Here is a 19,021-nt window from a genome sequence, read left to right as displayed (position 1 = left end):
AACGGAAACGCATAAATGACTACACCTATTCCACAAGAGGCGTTCAACATCGCACCGGCGTACGCCGAGGTGACGCTGATTATCGGCGCCTCGGTCCTCCTGCTGGTGGACATGTTCCTGTCCGAGTCCAAGCGCTCGGTCACCTACGTGCTGTCGCTGTTGCTGCTGCTGGTCTTGGCCGGCATCACCTTCGCCGACTTCAACGCCGGCAGCACCGCGTACACCTTCCACGGCATGTACGTCAACGATCCGATGGCGAACCTGCTCAAGCTGTTCACCTACCTGTCGGTGGCGCTGACCCTGGTGTATTCGCGCCAGTATGTAACGCAGCGCGGCATGATGAGCGGTAACCTGGGCGGGGAGTTCTACGTCCTGGCGCTGTTCGCGATGCTGGGCCAGATGGTCATGATCTCGGGTTCGAACTTCCTGACGATCTACCTGGGCGTCGAACTGATGTCGCTGTCGCTGTACGCGCTGGTCGCCATGCGCCGCGATAACCACAAGGCCACCGAAGCGGCGATGAAGTACTTCATCCTCGGCGCGCTGGCATCCGGTTTCCTGTTGTACGGTATCTCGATGCTGTACGGCGCCACCGGCACGCTGGAAATCAGCAAAGTGGCCACGGCCGTCGCCGCCGGCACCATCAAGCCGACCATCCTGGTGTTCGGTATCGTGTTCCTGGTCGCCGGTCTGGCGTTCAAGCTGGGCGCCGTGCCGTTCCACATGTGGGTACCGGACGTCTACGAAGGTTCGCCAACGGCTGTGACCCTGCTGCTGGGCGGCGCGCCGAAGATCGCCACCTTCGCGATCTGCATCCGCCTGCTGGTGGAAGGCCTGCTGCCGATGGCGTTCGACTGGCAGCAGATGCTGATGGTCCTGGCCGTGATGTCGCTGGTCATCGGTAACCTGACCGCGATCGCCCAAACGAACCTGAAGCGCATGCTGGCTTACTCGACGATCGCGCAAATGGGCTTCGTGCTGCTTGGCCTGCTGGCTGGCGTGGCCGGCACCACCGACCGCACCGGCATCGCCGCCGCCTACAGCTCGTCGATGTACTACACCATCACCTACGTGCTGACCACCGTCGGCAGCTTCGGTCTGTTGATGCTGTTGTCGCGCGCCGGCTTCGACGCCGAAACGCTCAACGACTTCAAAGGCCTGAGCAAGCGTAACGGCTGGTTCGCGGTCGTCATGACGATCATGATGTTCTCGCTGGCTGGCGTGCCGCCGATGATGGGCTTTGCCGCCAAGTTCTCGGTGCTGAGCGCCGTGCTGGGTACCGGCCAGATCTGGCTGACCGTGGTCGCTGTGATGTTCTCGCTGATCGCCGCGTTCTACTACCTGCGCATCGTCAAAGTGATGTGGTTCGACGAGCCGACCGACAGCTCGGCCATCGTCGCCCACGGCGACATGAAGTTTGTCCTGAGCCTGAACGGTCTGGCCATCGTGCTGCTGGGCGTTCTGCCAGGCCCGCTGCTGGCCATGTGCCTGAAGGCCATGCAAGCGACGCTCGCCACCTGATGGATGTATCCGTCGCAAGCTGGTTGGTGATCGCGATCGCTATCGCGGCCGCCAACCTGCCGTTTTTCAATGACAAGGTATTCGCACTGGTGCCGGCGACGTGGCGGCGCAAGCCGCTGATCGTTCGCCTGGCCGAGATGGTGGTGCTGTACTTTGTCGTTGGCGCCGTCGGCATCGCGCTGGAAGGCTACATCGGCAACCGCTTCACGCAAACCTGGGAGTTCTTCGCGATCTCCGCCTGCTTGTTCCTCGTTCTCGGCTTCCCCGGATTCATCGTGCGCTACCTGCGCAAGTCCCACGACTGATACACTATCGGCTTCAATCTACCTGGAGCCGACATGGTGAATCTGACAGAAACCCGCATCGACGGCGGAATGGTCTACGAAGGCCACTTCCTCAAAGTCCAACGCGACACCATCGAACTCCCCGACGGCAAACGCACCGCCCGCGAATACATCCTGCATCCGGGCGCGGTGGTGATCCTGCCGCTGCTCGACGACGGCAAGGTGCTGCTCGAGCGCCAGTTCCGCTATCCGCTGCACGACGTGTTCATCGAATTCCCGGCCGGGAAAATCGACCCCGGTGAAGATCCGCTCGACTGCGCCAAGCGCGAGCTGGTGGAGGAAACCGGCTACACCGCCAGCGACTGGCAGTTCGTCACCACCATCCACAACGCCATCGCCTATTCGGACGAGCATCTGGACCTGTACCTGGCGCGCGGCCTCACGCAGGGCGAGCAAAAGCTGGACGACGGCGAATTCCTCGAGCTGTTCACCGCCACCATCGACGAACTGCTGCAGTGGGTGCGCGAAGGTAAAGTCACCGACGTCAAAACCATCATCGGCGCGTTCTGGCTCGACAAGCTGCGCGCGGGCGACTGGAAACTGGACTGACGTTATGAGGTGGCCGGCGCTGATCTGCTTGTGCTGCGGCGCCGGCGCGGCTGGCGCGGCCGAGCGCACGCCGTTCCAGATCCGCTGCGAGGACACGATCAGCAAAACCATTTCGGTGCTGTCGACGACCAGCAATGGCTTCACGATCAACAACCAGCTGCCTTACCGCGCGCTGACGCTGAAAACCGGTAGCATCGATGGCCGCACCGAGACCCTGGGCCTGACGGTCACGCGCGCGCAATACGCCGCCACCATGGGCGGGCCTATCCTGCAGGACAAGGTCAGTGGCTACGAATGCGTGGCGCCGCGCGTGGAGATCAAGTTGAACTACTCGCCGGTGCTGATCTACGTCGGCAACGAGTTCGTGCCCGGCACCTGCGCCTACAACACGATACTCCAGCATGAACAGCGCCACCTGAAAGCCTACATGGACAATCTGGCGCGGGTGGAGAAGGTAGTGCGCGACGCGATGAACCGGCGCTTCGAAGGCAAGCCGCTGTACGCGCCCTCGGGCACCGCGCAATCGGCGCTGCAGCACGAGATCAACAGCGTGTGGATGCGGTTTATCAGCGACGAATTCGACAAGGGCAAGGCGGAGCAGGCTAAAATCGACACCCCGCAGGAATACGCGCGGCTGGCCGATAGTTGCAACGGCGAGATACGGGATATCGTCAATCGCCGACGCAGGAGATAAAGAAGAATATGACTGTGAATACGAACACCCCGCGGTACTTTGCGCTGTTGCCGGCCGCCGGTGTCGGCGCGCGCATGGCGGCCGACGGACCCAAACAATATCTGGCGGTCGGCGGCAAGCCGATGCTGCGCCACGCGGTCGACGCCTTCCGCGCCAGCGACCTGGTGGCGCACACCTACGTCGTCGTCAGCGCGGCGGACGGCCAGGTCGACGCGGTGCTGCCGCCGGACCTGGACGGCGTCACGGTGCTGCGCTGCGGCGGCGCCACCCGCATGGACACGGTGCTCAACGCCTTGCGCGCGCTGGCCGGCATCGTCGCCGACGCGGACCTGATCATGGTGCACGACGCCGCGCGCCCCGGCCTGACGCCGTCCTTGATCGCCAAGCTGATACACGGCGTCGGCGACTATGCCGCCGGCGGTCTGCTGGCGCTGCCGGTGGTCGACACGGTCAAGCGCAGGGCCGGCGACGACGTGGCCACGGTGCCGCGCGACGGCCTGTGGCTGGCGCAGACGCCGCAGATGTTCAGCTACGGTTTGCTGCTGCGCGCGCTGGGCAACGCGCCGGACGCCAACGCCATCACCGACGACGCCAGCGCGGTCGAGATGCTGGGCATGTCGCCACGGCTGATCGAAGGCCATCCACGAAATTTGAAAGTCACGCTGCCGGCCGATATCCGCATCGCGGAGATGTATCTGGCGGCGGGCGAATAACCAAGGAAACCAAATGAAGGAAACGATATGACCAAGCTCCCGTTCCGCATCGGCCAGGGCTACGACTGCCACGCGTTGGTGGAAGGCCGCAAGCTGATCATCGGCGGCGTCGACATCCCGCACCACGTCGGATTGCTGGGGCATTCGGACGCCGACGTGCTGCTGCACGCGATCACCGACTCGATACTCGGCGCCGCCGCGCTGGGCGACATCGGCAAGCATTTTCCGGATACGGACGTGCAGTTCAAGGGCGCCGATTCGCGCACCTTGCTGAAGGAGGCCGCGCGCCGCGTGGTGGCCACCGGCTACAGCATCGGCAATATCGACTGCACCATCATCGCCCAGCGCCCGAAGATGGCGCCGCACATTGCCTCGATGCGCGCCAACATCGCCGAGGATTTGGGCCTGGACATCAGCCAGGTCAACGTCAAGGCCAAGACCAACGAGAAGCTCGGTTATTTGGGCAGGGAAGAGGGCATCGCGGCGGAATCGATCGCCTTGCTGATCTCTTCGTAAAACAGCGTGGCGTCGCTTTCCAGCACGGCGGTCGCCATCTCGCGCGAGACGGTGGGGAAGTCCCTCAGGAAGTCATCCATCGTTTTTCCAGCCAGCAGATAGTCGAACATGCGTTTGATGGGAACCAGCGTATTTTTAAACACCGGCATGCCGCCGAGGACCTCCGGGTCCATCTGTACTAGGGGAGTGAGCGACTTCATGAAGGCTAATAATTCGGGATCATGCGGGTCCGTGGGCGTAGTGCGCGGTGGAATAATCCTGCCGTTAATACGGAAGACGCCGTTGGTGAAAAAGCTCGAATCCAGCGGTGGGGAATCTTCGTCGTATTCAATTTCCTCGTCTGGTGTTGGCATAACTTCTTCCCAACTGCGATCACCTTCGGTAGAGGACTTTTCGTTCGTGGTTAGTTGCTTTTCTAAATGAGATGATTCGTACTTCATCGTTGATCTCCGTATAGACGACCACAACCTCCTGGCCGTTAAAAAAACCGATTGATGTGTAGCGACGCTCGCTGTAGTGAAAGCGAGCATCTTCCTTTGTGTATGTCGTTCGTTCCAGCACAGCGGGCGCATCGGCAAAATCCAGTCCGTGCTTGCGCAGGTTGCTTTTGCGTTTGGCCTCGTCCCAAGTGTAGGTGGTCATGTTCAGTGTAGTAGCTTGAGGATATCCTTCAAGCGCCACTGAGTAAAAAAAATCAGGCACCAGGACGTCTCGCGACATCCTGCGCCTGGCTTCTCCGGCGGTCCCACGATCAGATCAATATTGTTTAAGTCAGCCGGATCTTTTGGTTGCGCGGCTGACATTCGAAGTCGAATCGATCGCGTTGCTGATCTCTTCGTAAAACAGCGTGGCGTCGCTTTCCAGCACAGCGGTCGTGGTGTCTCGGGATACGGCAGAAAAGTCACCCAGGAAGTCATCCATCGTTTTTCCGGCCAGCAGATAGTCGAACATGCGCTTGATTGGAACGAGCGTGTTCTTGAACACTGGCATGCCGCCGAGGATATCCGGTTCCATCTGCACCAGCGGGGTGATCGACTTCATGAACGCCAACAGCTCCGGGTCATACGGATCAGTAGGTGATTTTCGCGGCGGTATGATACGGCCCTTGAAGCGATGCACGGGTTCGGTGAAATAGCGTGGATCGTACTCCGGGCAGTCTTCGTCGTTCCCGATTTCGTCGTCATGGTTAGGCATCACGTCGATCCAACCGGCGGGTTCGTCGCAAAGAGTGTCTTGCGCGTTGTCGGTGCTGGAATGGGTCATTGATAGCCCCTCGTTGAAAGCGTTGAAAGGCACCATCATTTCGACAATGATGTTAGTGTTGCTTCGCACTCCATCGCCTTACTGATGGCCTCGTAGAACATCGTCGCCTCGGTTTCGAGCACCAAGTGCGCGGTGGCGCGCGGCACGGTGGGGAACTCGGTCAGAAAGTCGTCGATGGTCTTGCCGGCGAGCAGATAGTCGAACATGCGTTTGATGGGCACCAAGGTTCCCCTGAAGACCGGCATGCCTCCCAGGATGTGCGGATCCATTTGGACTTCTGGAACCTGGGTTTGCATAAAGGCCAGCACCTCGGGGTCTATGGGATCGAGCGGCGACGTGCGCGGAGGCAGTGCCCGGCCATGTATCCGATGCACGCCATTTGCGTAAAAGCCGGACTCAAGTGGTGGCGAGTCCTCGTCGTATTTGATCTCGTCGTCGCCCGGAATGGGCATGACATTGCCCCAACTGTCATTTCTGTCCCAATAGTCAACGTCGCTCGCGTTTGGTTGCGTTTCTAAATGAGATGATGCGTATTTCACGTCTTCCTCGGTAAATACAACCACAACCACCTTGCCCTCAAAATAGCCGATTGTCAGGTAGCGCCGCTCGGCGTAGTGATAGCGCATGTCTTCTTCCGTATATGACTTGCCTTCGATTACGGTAGCGGCATCAGCAAAATCCAGTCCGTGCTTGCGCAGGTTGCTTTTGCGTTTGGCCTCGTCCCAAGTGTAGGTGGTCATGTTCAGTGTAGTAGCTTGAGGATATCCTTCAAGCGGCACTGAATAAAAAAAGCCAGGCGCCAGGACATCTTGCGACATCGTGCGCCTGGCTTTGTCATCGGTTGTTCGATCAGATCAATGGTGCGTGGTGATTGTCATGCTGGTGGAAAACGATCTGCTACCATGGCGGTTTTTCAGCAGGGATGACAATGGCGCGCGATATTTATGCATACCGTCAGGTGGCGGTGCACTCGGTGCTGCGCGGCGGTGTGGTGGAGATTCATCCGGTGCCGGGGCAGGCGTTTTCGCCGGAGCTGGCGGTGCAGTGTTCGCGCCGGATGAGTGATACGGCGTTGTATCCGTTGGGGACTTGCTTTTTGTTGGATGCCAAGTTGACCGACCGGCAGGGTGGGACGCCTTATCTGTACGCTTGGCATGGGGATGACGTCAAGGTGTTGTCGGCCGGGGAGACCAAGGCCTTCCTGGCTGAATTCAAGCGCGGTCGGATTTAGGGCCGCCGGCGGTGCATGCATGGCGGATTACGCTTCGCTCTTAAGGCCTACCGGCCAGGTAGGCCGCCTCTTCGATGGGCCCAGGGGCGGTTGGCGGGCCTCGCCCGCTAATCCGCCCTACGTGATTCCTCGGGTCGCACACGCCGGTGTGGATTAACGATTAATGCACGGCGTGTAGCTTGGTTGACGGCTTGCCGTCGTCCTCGCCCCACTTCGCGATCACCGCCGCCATCGCCACGGCGAACACGCCTCCGACCAGCATCGCGCTCGATACGCCCAGATGGTCGACCGCCACGCCACCCACCAGCGCGCCGCTGGCCAGCGAGATTTGCGCCGTGGCGACGAACACCGCGCCGCCGCTTTCCATTGCGTGGGGCGCCGCCCGGAACATCCAGGTCTGCACCGAGATCGGCATCATGCCGAAGGCCAGGCCCCAGATGACGATCAGCGCGGTCGCGCCCCATAGGCTGGTGCCGATCAACGGCAACGCCGCCGCCGACAAGCCCATCACCAGGCCGGTGGCGATCATCGACGTGCGCACGCTGCGCGCCACCGTCCAGCCGCCGATCAAGTTGCCGACGAAACCGGCGGCGCCATAGGTCAGCAGCAGCGCGCTGATAGTCGTCGCGTTCAGGCCGCCGACTTGGCTGAGGAAGGGCGTGACATACGTGTAGGCGGCGAACTGGCCGATGAAGATCAGCAGCGTGGCCAGCATGCCCAGCCGCGCTTTCTTCACGCGCAGCAGCTCCGGCAATTGGGCGAAGGTCAGCGATTGCGTGGTCGGCAGGCGTGGCAGCAGCCACATTTGCGTCAGCAGCACCAGCACGGCGACCGCGCCGGCCGCATAAAAGGCCACGCGCCAGCCGACCAGTTCACCGATCAGCGCGCCCGCCGGCACGCCGGCCACGGTGCCCAGCGAGATGCCGGCGAAGATGATCGAGGTCGCCCGCGTCGCATATTCGGGCGGCACCAGCCGGTTGCCCAGCGCGCCGCCGATGGCCCAGAAACCGCCCACGCCGATGCCCAGCAAGGCGCGGCCGAACAGGATCACGGTGAACGAATCGGACAGCGCCACCATCAGGTTGGAGACGATCAAGGTGGCGGTCAGGCCCCAGATGACGTAGCGGCGGTCGGTCTTGCCGACACCGATGGTGACCAGGATGGCGGCGAAAGCGGCCACCAAGCCGGGTATCGTCACCATCATGCCGGCCAGCCCTTCGGTGACCTTCAGTTCGGCGGCGATCGACGGCAGCAGGCCGACCGGCAGGAATTCCGTCGTCACCAGCGCGAATGAGCCGACGGCGACGGAGAGCACGGCCAGCCAGGCCGAGCGGGTGGGGGCGGTGACGATGGCCGGCGACGCCGACGGCTCGCCTGCAGGCGGCAAGGCCCGCAAGACGGGACGTCCACGCACTTTTGATGCTGAAACCGCGCTGGACAAAGCCATGAAGGTGTTCTGGGAGAAGGGTTACGAAGGTAGCTCGCTGCCGGAGTTGACCGAGGCGATGGGCATGAACCGGCCCAGTTTGTACGCCGTGTTCGGCAACAAGGAAAACCTGTTCCGCATGGCGCTGGACCGGTATGGCGCGACGCACGATCCGCTGTTTCATGCCGCGTTGAAGGAGCCGACCGCGCGCGCCGTGGTCGAGCATTTCTTGCGCGGCAATGCCGACGCGCAGACCGAGACCGACAAGCCGCATGGCTGTTTGGTGATCAATGGCGCGCTGGCGTGCAGCGACGACGCGCTGCCGATCCGGAACTCGCTGATCGAGCGGCGCGCGGCCAGTCAGGAAAAGCTGCGCGAGCGCTTCGAGCGGGCCAAGGTGGACGGCGATTTGCCGGCCGATAGCTGTTCGGGCCAGATGGCGCGCTATGTGATGACGGTGTCGAACGGCATGGCGGTACAGGCTGCGGCCGGCGCCACGCGCGAGCAGTTGCAGGGCGTGGTGGATCAGGTCTTGCGCGGCTGGCCGTGAATGCCGATTGTCACCGGGAATCCACGAAATACCACGGTTCCACGTAGGGCGGATTAGCGCAGCGTAATCCGCCAATGCGTGCGCCGTCGACGGCCCATCGATGGCGGATCACGGCGGTCCGCCTCTTCCACCTCCTGTATTAAGCCCGGTAAGTGTTCAGTAAGTCAACTTGTCCGATGATGAGCTCTCAGCCTCAGCACTCGGAGAAACACTCATGCGGCTCTCGCGTATTATTCACCTCGACCAAGCGACTAACCATCCACAGCGGCATGAGCGACTCGCTGTTGGCGTCCGTATGACGCCCGACCTGCCTTTCCTGCCGTTCTCCCGACCCACCATCGACGAGGCCACCATTGCCGCCGTCGGCGACGTGCTGCGCTCCGGCTGGATCACCAGCGGGCCCAAGGTGCGCGAGTTCGAGGAGCAGCTGTCCGCGTACTTCGGCGGGCGGCCGGTACTGACTTTTAATTCCGGCACCTGCACGATGGAGATCGCGCTGCGCGTGGCTGGCATCGGCCCCGGCGACGAGGTGATCACCACGCCGATCTCCTGGCCGGCCACGGCCAACGTCATCCTTGCCGTCGGCGCGACGCCGGTCTTCGCCGATATCGACCCAGCCACGCGAAACATCGACCTGGACCGGCTGGAGGCGGCGATCACGCCGCGCACGCGCGCGCTGCTGCCGGTGCATTTGGCGGGCCTGCCGGTGGACATGGAGCGGCTGTACCGTATCGCCGCGCGCCACCGGCTGCGCGTGATCGAGGACGCCGCGCAGGCGTTCGGATCGCGCTGGCGCGGCCGGCCCATCGGCGCTTTCGGCGATCTGGTGTCGTTCAGCTTTCAAGCCAATAAGAACCTGACCACGGGCGAGGGCGGCTGCCTGGTGCTGAACGACGCGGACGAGGCGGCGCTGGCCGCCAGGCACCGCCTGCAGGGCGTCACCCGCAGCGGGGTCGATGGCATCGATGTCGATCTCCCCGGTGGCAAGCACAACATGAGCGACATCATGGCGGCGATCGGCCTGGGCCAGTTCGCCAACATCGCGGCCGTCACCGCGCACCGGCGCGCGCTGGCGCGCCACTATTTCGCGCAGTTCGGCGACGGCTTCGAGGCCGCCACCGGCGCGCAATTGCCGGTAGCCGATTTTGAAAACAGCAACTGGCACCTGTTCCAGATCATCCTGCCGGACCGCGGGCCCGGCACGCGCGCCGGCTTCATGGAGGCGATGGCGCGCCGGGGAATCGGCACCGGCTTCCATTACGCGGCGATTCATTTGTTCAGCCTGTACCGCGCGCGCGGCTTCAGCGAGGGCATGTTCCCGGTCGCCGAGCGCATCGGCCGCCTGACGGTGACCTTGCCGATGTTTTACGCGATGACCTTCGACGACGTCGAGCGCGTGGTGGCGGCCGTCGAATCGATCCTGATCCACCCGCGGGTGCCCGAATGAACCTCGATGCCATGCACGGGACGGTGCGTCGGCCGTTCACCGGCGGCGCCGCCGACGCGCTGCTCGACGACGCCCTCGCCGCGCGTCCGGCGCCGCCGTCCAGGCGCGCCGGCGCCGCGCCGCCGCTGTCGGCGGCGCTGCTGTGGATGCTGTTCGGCGGCTTCGTCCTGATCACGCTGTGCGCGCTCGGCGTGCGCACACTGGTGCCGCCCGACGAGGGCCGCTACGCCGAGATCGGCCGCGAGATGTTCGCCAGCGGCGATTGGATCACCACGCGCCTGAACGGCATCAAATATTTCGAGAAGCCGCCGTTGCAAGCGTGGATGAACGCGCTGACCTTCACCCTGTTCGGCCTGGGCGAATGGCAAGCGCGGCTGTGGACCGGCGTCTGCGGCATCCTCGGCGTGGTCATGACCGCCTGGGCCGGGCGCGTGGTGTTCTCCCCCCGCGTCGGCCTGTATGCCGGCCTGGTGCTGGCGTCGACGCTGTTCTGGCTGGCGTCGGGCCAGATCAATTCGCTCGACATGAGCCTGTCGGGCATGATGGCCACCAGCCTGGCCGCCGTGCTGATCGCCCAGCGCGACGGCGCCACCACCGGCCAGCGGCGCGCCTGGATGCTGGTCGCGTGGGCGGCGATGGCACTGGCGGTGCTGGCCAAGGGCCTGGTTGGCGTGGTGCTGCCGGGCGCCGTGCTGGTGCTCTACGGCGCCGCCGCGCGCGATTGGCGCGTCTGGACCCGCCTGCACATGGGCAAGGGATTGCTGCTGTTTGTCGCCATCGCCGCGCCCTGGTTCATCCTGGTTGCCCAGCGCAACCCCGAACAGCCGCATTTCTTCTTCATCCACGAGCATGTCGACCGTTTCCTGAGCCCCGGCCACCAGCGCGAGGGCCCTTGGTACGCCTTCATCATGCTGCTGCTGCCTGGCATGTTGCCCTGGTTGGGCTGGCTGCCGCACGCGTTGGCGGAGGGCGTGAAGCGCGCGCCGGGCCGGTTCCAGCCGAGATTGTTGTTGCTGATCTGGTTCGTCTTCATCTTCGTGTTTTTCAGCATGTCGAGCTCGAAGCTGCCCGGCTACATCGTGCCGGTGTTCCCGGCGTTGGCTTTGCTCACGGCGCTGTGCCTGGACGCCGCCGGTCGCCGCCCGCACATGGTTGCCGCCGCGCTGCTGGCGCTGGTCGGCGCGGTGCTCGTGGTCGCGGTGCCGGTGGCGCTGGCGACGGGCGCGGGCGCGGCCGGCTCTGCTCCGCACAGCCTGCGCAGCTACCAGCCGTGGCTGATGTTCGCCGGTTGCATCCTGTTGGTTGGCGGCTGCCTCGCGTGGTTCCACGCGGCGCGCGGCCGGCGCGATCCGACGGTGTTGACGATGGCGGTGGCCGGCTTTCTCGCCACCCACCTGATCGTTGCCGGTTTCGAGGTGTACGGCAAGGACCGCGCGGGCACCGCGCTGCTGCCGGCGATCCGGGCCGAACTGACGCCGTCCACCAAGCTGTACGCGGTCGGCCGCTACGAGCAGTCGCTGACCTTCTACCTGGGCCGGCCGGCGATGCTGGTCGAGTACGTGGACGAATTCGCCTTCGGGCTGCAACAGGAACCGCGACTGGCGCTGTCCGGGCTGGACGAGTTCGTCGCGCTATGGCGGCGCGACGCCGCCGCCGGCCTGCCCTCGATGGCCATCGCCAGTCCGGCCCTGTACGACCGGCTGCGCCAGCGCGGCGTGCCGATGCGGCTGGTGGCGCGCGACGGGCGCCGGCTCGTGATCTCCAATCAATTGACGAAAGGATTGCCATGACGGCGCCCGCTTGCTTACCTGTGTTGCCCGTGTTACCCCGGACGGTGTGCCGATGACGCCCGAATTGTCCATCGTCATTCCGGTCTACAACGAGGAGGCGGGGCTGCCCGGCCTGTTCGCGCGGCTGTATCCGGCGCTTGACGCTCTGCGCACCGGCTATGAGATCGTCTTCGTCAATGATGGCAGCCGGGACGCCTCGGTGTCGCTGCTGGCCGAGCAGTTCCGGCGGCGCCCCGACGTCACGCGGGTGGTGCTATTCAACGGCAATTACGGCCAGCACATGGCGATCCTGGCTGGCTTCCAGTCGGCGCGCGGCCAGATCATGGTCACCCTCGACGCCGACCTGCAGAATCCGCCCGAGGAAATCGGCAAGCTGGTCGCCAAGATCCGCGAAGGCCACGATTACGTCGGCTCGATCCGGCGCGTGCGTCAGGATTCGGCCTGGCGCACCTTGGCGTCGAAGGCGATGAACCGCCTGCGCGAACGCATCACCAACATCCGCATCACCGACCAGGGCAACATGCTGCGCGCGTACGGCCGCAACGTCATCGACCTGATCAACCAGTGCGCCGAGGTCAACACCTTCGTGCCGGCGCTGGCCTACACCTTCGCGCGCAATCCGGCCGAGGTCGTGGTCGAGCACGAGGAGCGCGCGGCCGGCGAGTCCAAGTATTCGTTCTACAGCCTGATACGGCTCAACTTCGACCTGGTGACCGGCTTCTCGCTGATTCCGCTGCAAATGTTCTCGATGCTGGGCATGGCGCTGTCGGGCGCCTCCGGCCTGTTGGTGCTGGTGCTGTTGACGCGCCGGCTGCTGCTCGGCGCCGAGGCCGAGGGCGCGTTCACCTTGTTCGCGCTGGTGTTCTTCCTGATGGGCGTGATCCTGTTCGGCATCGGCCTGCTGGGCGAATACATTGGCCGCATCTACCAGCAGGTGCGCGCGCGGCCGCGCTATGTGGTCCAAACCATCCTCGAGGAGCTGGCGCCGGCGGCGCGGCGGCAGGCGGCCGACGCCGCCAACGCGGCGGCCATCTTGCCGCTGGAACAGCGCGGGGTGGGGCGGTGACGGCGCCAGGCGCGGCGCCGCGCGCCGTGGTGTTTGCCTACCACGACGTCGGCGTGCGCTGCCTGCGGGTGCTGCTGGCCGGCGGCGTGGACGTGGCGCTGGTGCTCACGCATGACGACGATCCGGCGGAGAACACCTGGTACGGCTCGGTGCGGGCGGTTTGCCGCGAGCACGACATCGCCACCGCCGTCCACCCCGATCCCGCCGACCCGGCGCTGCTGGCCGCCGTGCGCGCGGCGCGGCCGGATTTCCTGTTCAGTTTTTACTACCGCCATATGCTGCCGGCGGCCGTGCTGGCGGTGGCGCCGGCGTTCAACATGCACGGCTCGCTGCTGCCGAAGTTTCGCGGCCGCGCGCCGGTCAACTGGGCCGTGCTGCACGGCGCCGACCGCACCGGCGCCACCCTGCACGAGATGACCGTCAAGCCCGACGCCGGCGCCATCGTGGCGCAGACGGCGGTGCCCATCCTGCCCGACGACACGGCCCACGAGGTGTTCGCCAAGGTCACCGTGGCGGCCGAGCAGACCTTGTGGGGCGTGCTGCCGGCGCTGCTGGCGGGCGCCGCGCCGCGTCGTGACAACGACCTGCGGCAGGGGAGTTACTTCGGCGGGCGCACGCCGGCCGACGGCCGCATCGACTGGCGCGCCGACGCGCAAACGGTTTACAACCTGCACCGCGCGGTGGCGCCGCCTTATCCGGGCGCGCACACGGAGGTGGGCGGCGTGTCCTTGACGCTGGGGCGCGCGCGCTTGTCGCCGGACCGTCCGGTCTCCGGCATGGCGCCCGGCTTGGCGGTGCTCGACGGCGAAATCGTCGGCGTGTGCGGCGACGGCCGCATGCTCGCCATCTCCTCTTTGCTGGACGGCGCAGCCGAGGTATCGCCACACCATTTACAAACCATGCTGGCCAGTTCGGCGGCGCAGATCGACATCACCCGGGTACACCCATGAAAAAAGTTCTTATCCTTGGCGTCAACGGCTTTATCGGCCACCACCTGTCCAAGCGCATCCTCGAAACCACCGACTGGGAGGTGTTCGGCATGGACATGCACACCGACCGCATCACGGCCTTGCTGGAAAACGAGGCCTACAAGTCGCGCATGCACTTCTACGAGGGCGACATCACGATCAACAAGGAGTGGATCGAATACCACGTCAAGAAATGCGACGTGATCCTGCCGCTGGTGGCGATCGCCACGCCGTCGACCTACGTCAAGCAACCGCTGCGCGTGTTCGAGCTCGATTTCGAGGCCAACCTGCCGATCGTGCGCTCGGCCGCCAAGTACGGCAAGCACCTGGTGTTCCCGTCGACGTCGGAGGTGTACGGCATGTGCCACGACGACGAGTTCGACCCGGAGCGCTCGGAACTGATTTGCGGCCCGATCAACAAGCCGCGCTGGATCTACTCCAACGCCAAGCAGTTGATGGACCGCGTGATCTGGGGCTACGGCATGGAGGGCTTGAACTTCACGCTGTTCCGGCCGTTCAACTGGATCGGCGCCGGCCTCGATTCGATCCACACCGCCAAGGAAGGTTCGTCGCGCGTGGTGACGCAGTTCTTCGGCCACATCGTGCGCGGCGAGGCGATCTCGCTGGTCGACGGCGGCGCGCAGAAACGCGCCTTCACCTACATCGACGACGGCATCGACGCGCTGGTGCGCATTATTGCCAACGCCGGCGGCGTCGCCAGCGGCAAGATCTACAACATCGGCAACCCGGCCAACAATTATTCGATCCGCGAGCTGGCCCACATGATGCTGGAGCTGGCCGCCGACTATCCCGAGTACGCGACCGCGCTCGACAAGGTGAGGATCGTCGAGACGACTTCCGGCGCCTACTACGGCGAAGGCTACCAGGACGTGCAGAACCGCGTGCCGAAGATCACCAACACCTGCGAGGAACTGGGCTGGACGCCGACCACCAGCATGGCCGACGCGCTGCGCCGCATCTTCGACGCCTACCGCAGCCAGGTCGCGCAGGCGCGGGCGCTGATCGATTGATGGCGGCGACGACACCGCTGCTGACGCTCAAGATCGACGTCGACACCTTCCGCGGCACCCGGCTGGGCGTGGGCAACCTGGTGCGCATGCTGCGCGCGCACCAGGCCAACGCCACGTTCCTGTTTTCGCTCGGCCCCGACCACACCGGCTGGGCCTTGCGGCGCGCGCTGCGGCCCGGATTTTTCAACAAGGTCGCGCGCACCTCGGTGGTGGAGCATTACGGCTTGAAGACCCTGATGTACGGCACCTTGCTGCCCGGCCCCGACATCGGCTGGCGCTGCGCGGCGGAGTTGCGCGCGGTGCGCGATGCCGGCTTCGAATGCGGCATCCACACCTGGGACCACGTGCGGTGGCAGGACAACGTGGCCGCGCGCGGCGCCGACTGGACGCGCGAGATGATGCGCAAGGCCGCGCGCCGCCATGTCGACGTGTTCGGCGTAGCCACGCGCACGCACGGCGCGGCCGGCTGGCAGATGAACGCCGCCGCCTTCGCCGAACACGACGCGGCCGGCTACTGCTACGCCTCGGACGGCCGCGTCGCCCTCGACGACAGGGGCGCGCTGCGCGACCCGGCCAGCGGACCGCACCGGGTGGTAGCCGGCGGCCGCGTGATCGACTGCATCCAGCTGCCCACCACGCTGCCCACGCTGGACGAACTGCTCGGGCGCGTGATCGACGGCAGGACGATCACGGTGGACAACGTCGCGGCGCACCTGTTGTCGCTGACCGCTTGCGCCCCGCGCGACCACGTCTACACGCTGCACGCCGAACTGGAGGGACAAAAGCTGGCGCCCGTGTTCGAGCAACTGCTGCGCGGCTGGCGCGCGCAGGGCTACCGCTTCGGCGCGTTGGCCGACTACTACGACAAGGTCAGGCACGCGCCGCTGCCGGCGTCGCCGTTGGGCTGGGGCGAGCTGCCCGGGCGCTCCGGGCGCGTGATCATGCAGGGCGGGGCGCCGTGAGCGGGCAGGTGTTCCGCCCGCGCCGGCTATGCGCTGGCCGCGGTGGTCAACCGGCCTTGCGCCGCACCGGTGTCACGCATCCGGCGCCGGCCGGGTCGTCAGCCGGAACAGCAGACCAGGCTCCATCCGCTGCGCCGCCAGTGTCCAGCCGTGCGCGCGCGCGATTTCCTGGCAGATCGACAGGCCCAGTCCGGCGCCGTGGTCGCGGCGATGCGCGCCACGCCAGAAGCGCTCGAACATCCGCGCCATCTGTTCCGGCGCCACTCCGGGGCCGCTATCGCGCACCGTCAGCGCCTCGGCGCCGACCGTCACGCACACCTCGGTGCCTTCGGGAGCATGCTGGATGGCGTTCTCCAGCAGGTTTTTCAGCAAGGTGAACAGCGTCGCCGGGTCGGCCCGCCATGGCGCCACCGTACCGTCGTCGCGCAGCGTCAGGCGCACGTTGGCCGCGTCGGCCATGCGCCGCAGATAGGCGACCGCCTCGGCGCCGACGTCGCGCGGATCGACCCTGGCGAAAATGTAATTCTGCTCCTCGCTCGCTTCGGCCAGCAGCAGCAACTGCTGCACCTGGCGCGTCATGTGCTGGATGTCGCTGAGCAGCGAATCGCGCTCGCCGCCGGTGTCCGTCAGCTCGATTTGCGCGCGGATCAGGGCGAGCGGCGTTTTCAATTCATGCGCGGCCGTCGCTAGAAAACCCTGCTGGACGCGATAACCCTGTTCCAGGCGCTCCAGCACGCGGTTGAAACTGTCGACCAGCGGCGCCACCTCGGCCGGCACCGCGTTGACCCGCAGCCGCGCGTGCAGCGCGCGCGGGGAAATCGCCGCGGCCGACTCCGACACCTCGCGCAGCGGCTTGAGCGTGTAGCGCAGCGTGATGAGCGCGCAGGCGCCGAAGACGAACAGCATGACCAGACTGAACAGCACGATGCCGGCGCCCATGAACGGCAGCGCGAACACGGTCTGGAACAGCTCGATGACCCGCTCGCTGGCGGCGAACTGCACAAACCAGCGCCGGCCCTCATGCTCGACGGCGGCGGTGCTGCCGTACATCGGCACGCCGGCGAGATCGAAGGTGAAGGACCCCGATGCCAAGCGGCGCGTCGCCGGTGTCGACGGCCATGCCGTCCCCGGGCCGGTGGCGGACGCCAGCACGACGTTGCCGGCCGCATCCAGCACGCGGTAGGCGATCTCGCGCCGTAGACTGTCGTACGTCCAGCGATGGCTGTCTTCGCTGTCGAGGAAGCCGACCGGGCGTCCGGCGCTATCGAAGCGCAGCGCCTCGGCCAGTTCCTCCGTGCGTTGCGCCACGTCCGTGCGCGGCAAAATATCGCTTTTCGTCGTGATCAGGTAAAAGGCCGCCAGCAGCAGGGCGGTGCTGAGCACCACGCCGGCCACGTAGGCGAGCAGGACTTTGAAGCCCAGGCTATTGAGCCACGTCGGACGCGCGTAGCGCATAGCCCTGTCCCCTCACGTTGACGATCCGCTGGCGCGAGCCGATGGCCAGCAGCTTGCGGCGGATCCGGTGTAGCGCCACGTCCAGCGCGTTCGGCGTGACGGCCTCGCTCAGCCCCCAGGCGGCGGCCTCCAGCGCGCTGCGGCGCACCACCTCGGCGTGCCGGTGCACCAGCATCAGCATGATCTGCATCTCCGCCGGGGCCAGGGTGACGCTGTCGTCGCCGCAGCAGACCAGGCCGGCGCCGGGGCGCAGCGTCAGGTCGTCGTGGCTGGGGTCGAGCGGGCGGCAATCGACGGGCCGGCGCAACAAGGCCCGCACGCGCGCGACCATCTCGTCCATGGCGAACGGCTTGGGCAGGTAGTCGTCGGCGCCGGCCTCCAAGCCTTCGACGCGGTCGTGCAGCGCGTCGCGCGCGGTCAGCACCAGGCAGGGTACGTGCAGCCCGGCGCCGCGCACGCGGTGCAACAGCGACAGCCCGTCGCCGTCCGGCAGGCCGCGGTCGAGGATGACGGCCTGATACGGCAGTTGCCGGATGGCGGTCCACGCGGTGTCGATGCGGTCGATGACGTCGACCGCGATGCCGGCGGCCGCCAGCGCCTTGCACATCAGCTGGGCGAGGCGGTCGTGGTCTTCGATGAGCAGGATGCGGTTCATCAGAAACGGTACAGGTATCCCAGGCCGACACGATTCTCGGTCGCGCGGTCGACCAGCGGGCTATCCTTGATCTTTTTGGACAGTTTGGTCACCCCCAGATCGAGAAACAGCGAGTGGTGGGCGTCGACGACGTAGGTGCCGCGCAGGCCCAGCTCGGCGTTGACGCCGGATTCGCCCGCGTAGGCGGCGCGGCCGGCGCGCGCCTCGTCGGCGGCGACGCCATAGTAATAGTCGACGTATTTCTTGTCGACCCAGGCGGCGCCGATGCGGGGCGTCAACATGACATGCTCGCCGATGCGCCAGGTCTTTTCCAGGCCGAGGTTGGCGCGCCGGCCCTTGCTCTTGCCCGAGGCGTCGGCCAGCACTTCGGCGCTGACATCGACCATGCCGGTGCGCCATAGCATCTTGCCGCCGGCCCAGAAGCCGCTTTTGCGCTCGCGCATGCCGTTCAGGATGGGGGCGTCGCTGGCTTCATAGCCGCTGAAGTCGTACTTGCCGATCACGCGCAGGTCGAGGCGCTGGCCGCCGCCGAGATCGGCGCTGTATGCCTTGAATTCGACGACCGGGCCGAACACGCGCACATATTGGTTTTCGTAGGAGATCAGCGGCAGCGCGCGTTTTTCCCGGTCTATGCCGGTGTAGGGTTGTTGCGCGCTGAACGCGGCGATGCCCAGGCCCCACGAGGACGCCTCGTCGGCCGGGGCGGCGCCCGCCACGGCCGTGGCGCAGAGCCCCAGCGCCAGGGCCGCGGCGGCCCGCACGTGCTTGATCGCCCAAGGGGAGGCCAGGGTAAGGATGCGTGGAAGCTGCATGTGATTTCTCCGAACGTTGAATGTGAAG

22 protein-coding genes are annotated in these 19,021 nt (G+C 65.5%); 14 read left to right on the top strand and 8 right to left on the bottom strand.

What is annotated here, in order from left to right; all coding sequences use genetic code 11:
* Positions 1 to 15 precede the first annotated feature (15 nt).
* Genes nuoN through ispF form a run of 6 tightly spaced genes read left to right on the top strand, consistent with a single transcriptional unit; the run spans position 16 to position 4,337 of the window.
* Positions 16 to 1,521 carry an NADH-quinone oxidoreductase subunit NuoN gene (gene nuoN / locus JOD97_RS09275; protein WP_209715620.1) on the top strand — a complete coding sequence of 502 codons (1,506 nt, stop codon included), beginning with the start codon at positions 16 to 18 and terminating at the stop codon, positions 1,519 to 1,521.
* A complete protein-coding gene (locus tag JOD97_RS09270) occupies positions 1,521 to 1,826 on the top strand; it encodes a DUF2818 family protein (RefSeq protein WP_209715618.1) in 306 nt (101 codons plus the stop codon). Before nuoN ends, JOD97_RS09270 begins: the two co-directional genes overlap by 1 nt.
* Positions 1,827 to 1,859: 33 nt before the next feature.
* Entirely contained in the window at positions 1,860 to 2,414 is a 555-nt protein-coding gene (locus tag JOD97_RS09265) for an NUDIX hydrolase (RefSeq protein ID WP_209715615.1), read from the top strand.
* A gap of 4 nt (positions 2,415 to 2,418) precedes the next feature.
* The gene (locus JOD97_RS09260) at positions 2,419 to 3,108 is read left to right on the top strand and encodes a hypothetical protein (protein WP_209715612.1); all 690 of its coding nucleotides are present in this window, start codon (positions 2,419 to 2,421) and stop codon (positions 3,106 to 3,108) included.
* A gap of 8 nt (positions 3,109 to 3,116) precedes the next feature.
* Positions 3,117 to 3,821: a 2-C-methyl-D-erythritol 4-phosphate cytidylyltransferase gene (gene ispD, locus JOD97_RS09255; protein ID WP_209715609.1), complete on the top strand. Its 705-nt coding sequence runs from the start codon at positions 3,117 to 3,119 to the stop codon at positions 3,819 to 3,821.
* 27 nt (positions 3,822 to 3,848) lie between these two features.
* On the top strand, positions 3,849 to 4,337 hold the full coding sequence (gene ispF, locus JOD97_RS09250; RefSeq protein WP_209715606.1) for a 2-C-methyl-D-erythritol 2,4-cyclodiphosphate synthase: 489 nt from the start codon (positions 3,849 to 3,851) through the stop codon (positions 4,335 to 4,337).
* Here ispF and JOD97_RS09245 read toward each other — a convergent pair.
* Genes JOD97_RS09245 through JOD97_RS09230 form a run of 4 tightly spaced genes read right to left on the bottom strand, consistent with a single transcriptional unit; the run spans position 4,277 to position 6,418 of the window.
* Positions 4,277 to 4,777 carry a DUF433 domain-containing protein gene (locus tag JOD97_RS09245; RefSeq protein ID WP_209715603.1) on the bottom strand — a complete coding sequence of 167 codons (501 nt, stop codon included), beginning with the start codon at positions 4,775 to 4,777 and terminating at the stop codon, positions 4,277 to 4,279. The genes ispF and JOD97_RS09245 overlap by 61 nt on opposite strands.
* Complete coding sequence (locus tag JOD97_RS09240) at positions 4,710 to 5,057, bottom strand: BrnT family toxin (protein WP_209715600.1); 348 nt, start codon at positions 5,055 to 5,057, stop codon at positions 4,710 to 4,712. The genes JOD97_RS09245 and JOD97_RS09240 overlap by 68 nt, the downstream gene beginning before the upstream one ends.
* A 51-nt stretch (positions 5,058 to 5,108) precedes the next feature.
* Positions 5,109 to 5,600: a DUF433 domain-containing protein gene (locus JOD97_RS09235; RefSeq protein ID WP_209715598.1), complete on the bottom strand. Its 492-nt coding sequence runs from the start codon at positions 5,598 to 5,600 to the stop codon at positions 5,109 to 5,111.
* Positions 5,601 to 5,635: 35 nt separating this feature from the next.
* Positions 5,636 to 6,418: a BrnT family toxin gene (locus JOD97_RS09230; RefSeq protein WP_209715595.1), complete on the bottom strand. Its 783-nt coding sequence runs from the start codon at positions 6,416 to 6,418 to the stop codon at positions 5,636 to 5,638.
* A gap of 110 nt (positions 6,419 to 6,528) precedes the next feature.
* Between JOD97_RS09230 and JOD97_RS09225 the strand changes: the two genes are divergently transcribed.
* On the top strand, positions 6,529 to 6,831 hold the full coding sequence (locus JOD97_RS09225) for a hypothetical protein (protein WP_209715591.1): 303 nt from the start codon (positions 6,529 to 6,531) through the stop codon (positions 6,829 to 6,831).
* Positions 6,832 to 6,991: 160 nt separating this feature from the next.
* Here the strand turns inward: JOD97_RS09225 and JOD97_RS09220 are convergent, their stop codons facing one another.
* Complete coding sequence (locus JOD97_RS09220; protein WP_373999818.1) at positions 6,992 to 8,245, bottom strand: MFS transporter; 1,254 nt, start codon at positions 8,243 to 8,245, stop codon at positions 6,992 to 6,994.
* A 31-nt stretch (positions 8,246 to 8,276) separates the two neighbouring features.
* Here JOD97_RS09220 and JOD97_RS09215 point away from each other — a divergent pair, with 31 nt between their 5' ends.
* The 7 genes from JOD97_RS09215 to JOD97_RS09185 all read left to right on the top strand — a co-directional run bounded on the left by JOD97_RS09215 (position 8,277) and on the right by JOD97_RS09185 (position 16,071).
* A complete protein-coding gene (locus JOD97_RS09215; RefSeq protein WP_229264243.1) occupies positions 8,277 to 8,807 on the top strand; it encodes a TetR/AcrR family transcriptional regulator in 531 nt (176 codons plus the stop codon).
* A gap of 295 nt (positions 8,808 to 9,102) precedes the next feature.
* Entirely contained in the window at positions 9,103 to 10,254 is a 1,152-nt protein-coding gene (locus tag JOD97_RS09210; RefSeq protein ID WP_209715582.1) for a DegT/DnrJ/EryC1/StrS aminotransferase family protein, read from the top strand.
* 146 nt (positions 10,255 to 10,400) lie between these two features.
* Positions 10,401 to 12,044: a glycosyltransferase family 39 protein gene (locus JOD97_RS09205; RefSeq protein ID WP_209717393.1), complete on the top strand. Its 1,644-nt coding sequence runs from the start codon at positions 10,401 to 10,403 to the stop codon at positions 12,042 to 12,044.
* A 52-nt stretch (positions 12,045 to 12,096) separates the two neighbouring features.
* Positions 12,097 to 13,110 carry a glycosyltransferase gene (locus JOD97_RS09200; RefSeq protein WP_209715579.1) on the top strand — a complete coding sequence of 338 codons (1,014 nt, stop codon included), beginning with the start codon at positions 12,097 to 12,099 and terminating at the stop codon, positions 13,108 to 13,110.
* On the top strand, positions 13,107 to 14,060 hold the full coding sequence (locus tag JOD97_RS09195; RefSeq protein ID WP_209715576.1) for a formyltransferase: 954 nt from the start codon (positions 13,107 to 13,109) through the stop codon (positions 14,058 to 14,060). Before JOD97_RS09200 ends, JOD97_RS09195 begins: the two co-directional genes overlap by 4 nt.
* Positions 14,057 to 15,109: a bifunctional UDP-4-keto-pentose/UDP-xylose synthase gene (locus JOD97_RS09190; RefSeq protein ID WP_209715573.1), complete on the top strand. Its 1,053-nt coding sequence runs from the start codon at positions 14,057 to 14,059 to the stop codon at positions 15,107 to 15,109. The genes JOD97_RS09195 and JOD97_RS09190 overlap by 4 nt, the downstream gene beginning before the upstream one ends.
* On the top strand, positions 15,109 to 16,071 hold the full coding sequence (locus JOD97_RS09185; RefSeq protein ID WP_209715570.1) for a polysaccharide deacetylase family protein: 963 nt from the start codon (positions 15,109 to 15,111) through the stop codon (positions 16,069 to 16,071). The genes JOD97_RS09190 and JOD97_RS09185 overlap by 1 nt, the downstream gene beginning before the upstream one ends.
* 72 nt (positions 16,072 to 16,143) lie before the next feature.
* Here JOD97_RS09185 and JOD97_RS09180 read toward each other — a convergent pair whose 3' ends face one another.
* Genes JOD97_RS09180 through JOD97_RS09170 form a run of 3 tightly spaced genes read right to left on the bottom strand, consistent with a single transcriptional unit; the run spans position 16,144 to position 18,993 of the window.
* Positions 16,144 to 17,526, bottom strand: a complete 1,383-nt coding sequence (locus tag JOD97_RS09180) for a HAMP domain-containing sensor histidine kinase (RefSeq protein WP_209715568.1) — start codon at positions 17,524 to 17,526, stop codon at positions 16,144 to 16,146.
* The gene (locus tag JOD97_RS09175; protein WP_209715566.1) at positions 17,495 to 18,181 is read right to left on the bottom strand and encodes a response regulator transcription factor; all 687 of its coding nucleotides are present in this window, start codon (positions 18,179 to 18,181) and stop codon (positions 17,495 to 17,497) included. Before JOD97_RS09175 ends, JOD97_RS09180 begins: the two co-directional genes overlap by 32 nt.
* Complete coding sequence (locus JOD97_RS09170) at positions 18,181 to 18,993, bottom strand: MipA/OmpV family protein (RefSeq protein WP_209715563.1); 813 nt, start codon at positions 18,991 to 18,993, stop codon at positions 18,181 to 18,183. Before JOD97_RS09170 ends, JOD97_RS09175 begins: the two co-directional genes overlap by 1 nt.
* Positions 18,994 to 19,021: the final 28 nt, after the last annotated feature.

Origin of the sequence: Duganella sp. 1411, assembly GCF_017833525.1 — a bacterium.
GTDB lineage: Bacteria > Pseudomonadota > Gammaproteobacteria > Burkholderiales > Burkholderiaceae_D > Rugamonas.
This window is presented reverse-complemented; position numbering and strand designations above follow the sequence as displayed.

Bases quoted from the DNA above. Each gene is read 5' to 3' on its own strand.
- nuoN (WP_209715620.1), top strand. From the start codon at position 16: ATGACTACACCTATTCCACAAGAGGCGTTCAACATCGCACCGGCGTAC.
- JOD97_RS09270 (WP_209715618.1), top strand. From the start codon at position 1,521: ATGGATGTATCCGTCGCAAGCTGGTTGGTGATCGCGATCGCTATCGCG.
- JOD97_RS09265 (WP_209715615.1), top strand. From the start codon at position 1,860: ATGGTGAATCTGACAGAAACCCGCATCGACGGCGGAATGGTCTACGAA.
- JOD97_RS09260 (WP_209715612.1), top strand. From the start codon at position 2,419: ATGAGGTGGCCGGCGCTGATCTGCTTGTGCTGCGGCGCCGGCGCGGCT.
- ispD (WP_209715609.1), top strand. From the start codon at position 3,117: ATGACTGTGAATACGAACACCCCGCGGTACTTTGCGCTGTTGCCGGCC.
- ispF (WP_209715606.1), top strand. From the start codon at position 3,849: ATGACCAAGCTCCCGTTCCGCATCGGCCAGGGCTACGACTGCCACGCG.
- JOD97_RS09245 (WP_209715603.1), bottom strand. From the start codon at position 4,777: ATGAAGTACGAATCATCTCATTTAGAAAAGCAACTAACCACGAACGAA.
- JOD97_RS09240 (WP_209715600.1), bottom strand. From the start codon at position 5,057: ATGTCGCGAGACGTCCTGGTGCCTGATTTTTTTTACTCAGTGGCGCTT.
- JOD97_RS09235 (WP_209715598.1), bottom strand. From the start codon at position 5,600: ATGACCCATTCCAGCACCGACAACGCGCAAGACACTCTTTGCGACGAA.
- JOD97_RS09230 (WP_209715595.1), bottom strand. From the start codon at position 6,418: ATGTCGCAAGATGTCCTGGCGCCTGGCTTTTTTTATTCAGTGCCGCTT.
- JOD97_RS09225 (WP_209715591.1), top strand. From the start codon at position 6,529: ATGGCGCGCGATATTTATGCATACCGTCAGGTGGCGGTGCACTCGGTG.
- JOD97_RS09215 (WP_229264243.1), top strand. From the start codon at position 8,277: ATGAAGGTGTTCTGGGAGAAGGGTTACGAAGGTAGCTCGCTGCCGGAG.
- JOD97_RS09210 (WP_209715582.1), top strand. From the start codon at position 9,103: ATGACGCCCGACCTGCCTTTCCTGCCGTTCTCCCGACCCACCATCGAC.
- JOD97_RS09205 (WP_209717393.1), top strand. From the start codon at position 10,401: ATGCTGTTCGGCGGCTTCGTCCTGATCACGCTGTGCGCGCTCGGCGTG.
- JOD97_RS09200 (WP_209715579.1), top strand. From the start codon at position 12,097: ATGACGCCCGAATTGTCCATCGTCATTCCGGTCTACAACGAGGAGGCG.
- JOD97_RS09190 (WP_209715573.1), top strand. From the start codon at position 14,057: ATGAAAAAAGTTCTTATCCTTGGCGTCAACGGCTTTATCGGCCACCAC.
- JOD97_RS09185 (WP_209715570.1), top strand. From the start codon at position 15,109: ATGGCGGCGACGACACCGCTGCTGACGCTCAAGATCGACGTCGACACC.
- JOD97_RS09180 (WP_209715568.1), bottom strand. From the start codon at position 17,526: ATGCGCTACGCGCGTCCGACGTGGCTCAATAGCCTGGGCTTCAAAGTC.
- JOD97_RS09175 (WP_209715566.1), bottom strand. From the start codon at position 18,181: ATGAACCGCATCCTGCTCATCGAAGACCACGACCGCCTCGCCCAGCTG.
- JOD97_RS09170 (WP_209715563.1), bottom strand. From the start codon at position 18,993: ATGCAGCTTCCACGCATCCTTACCCTGGCCTCCCCTTGGGCGATCAAG.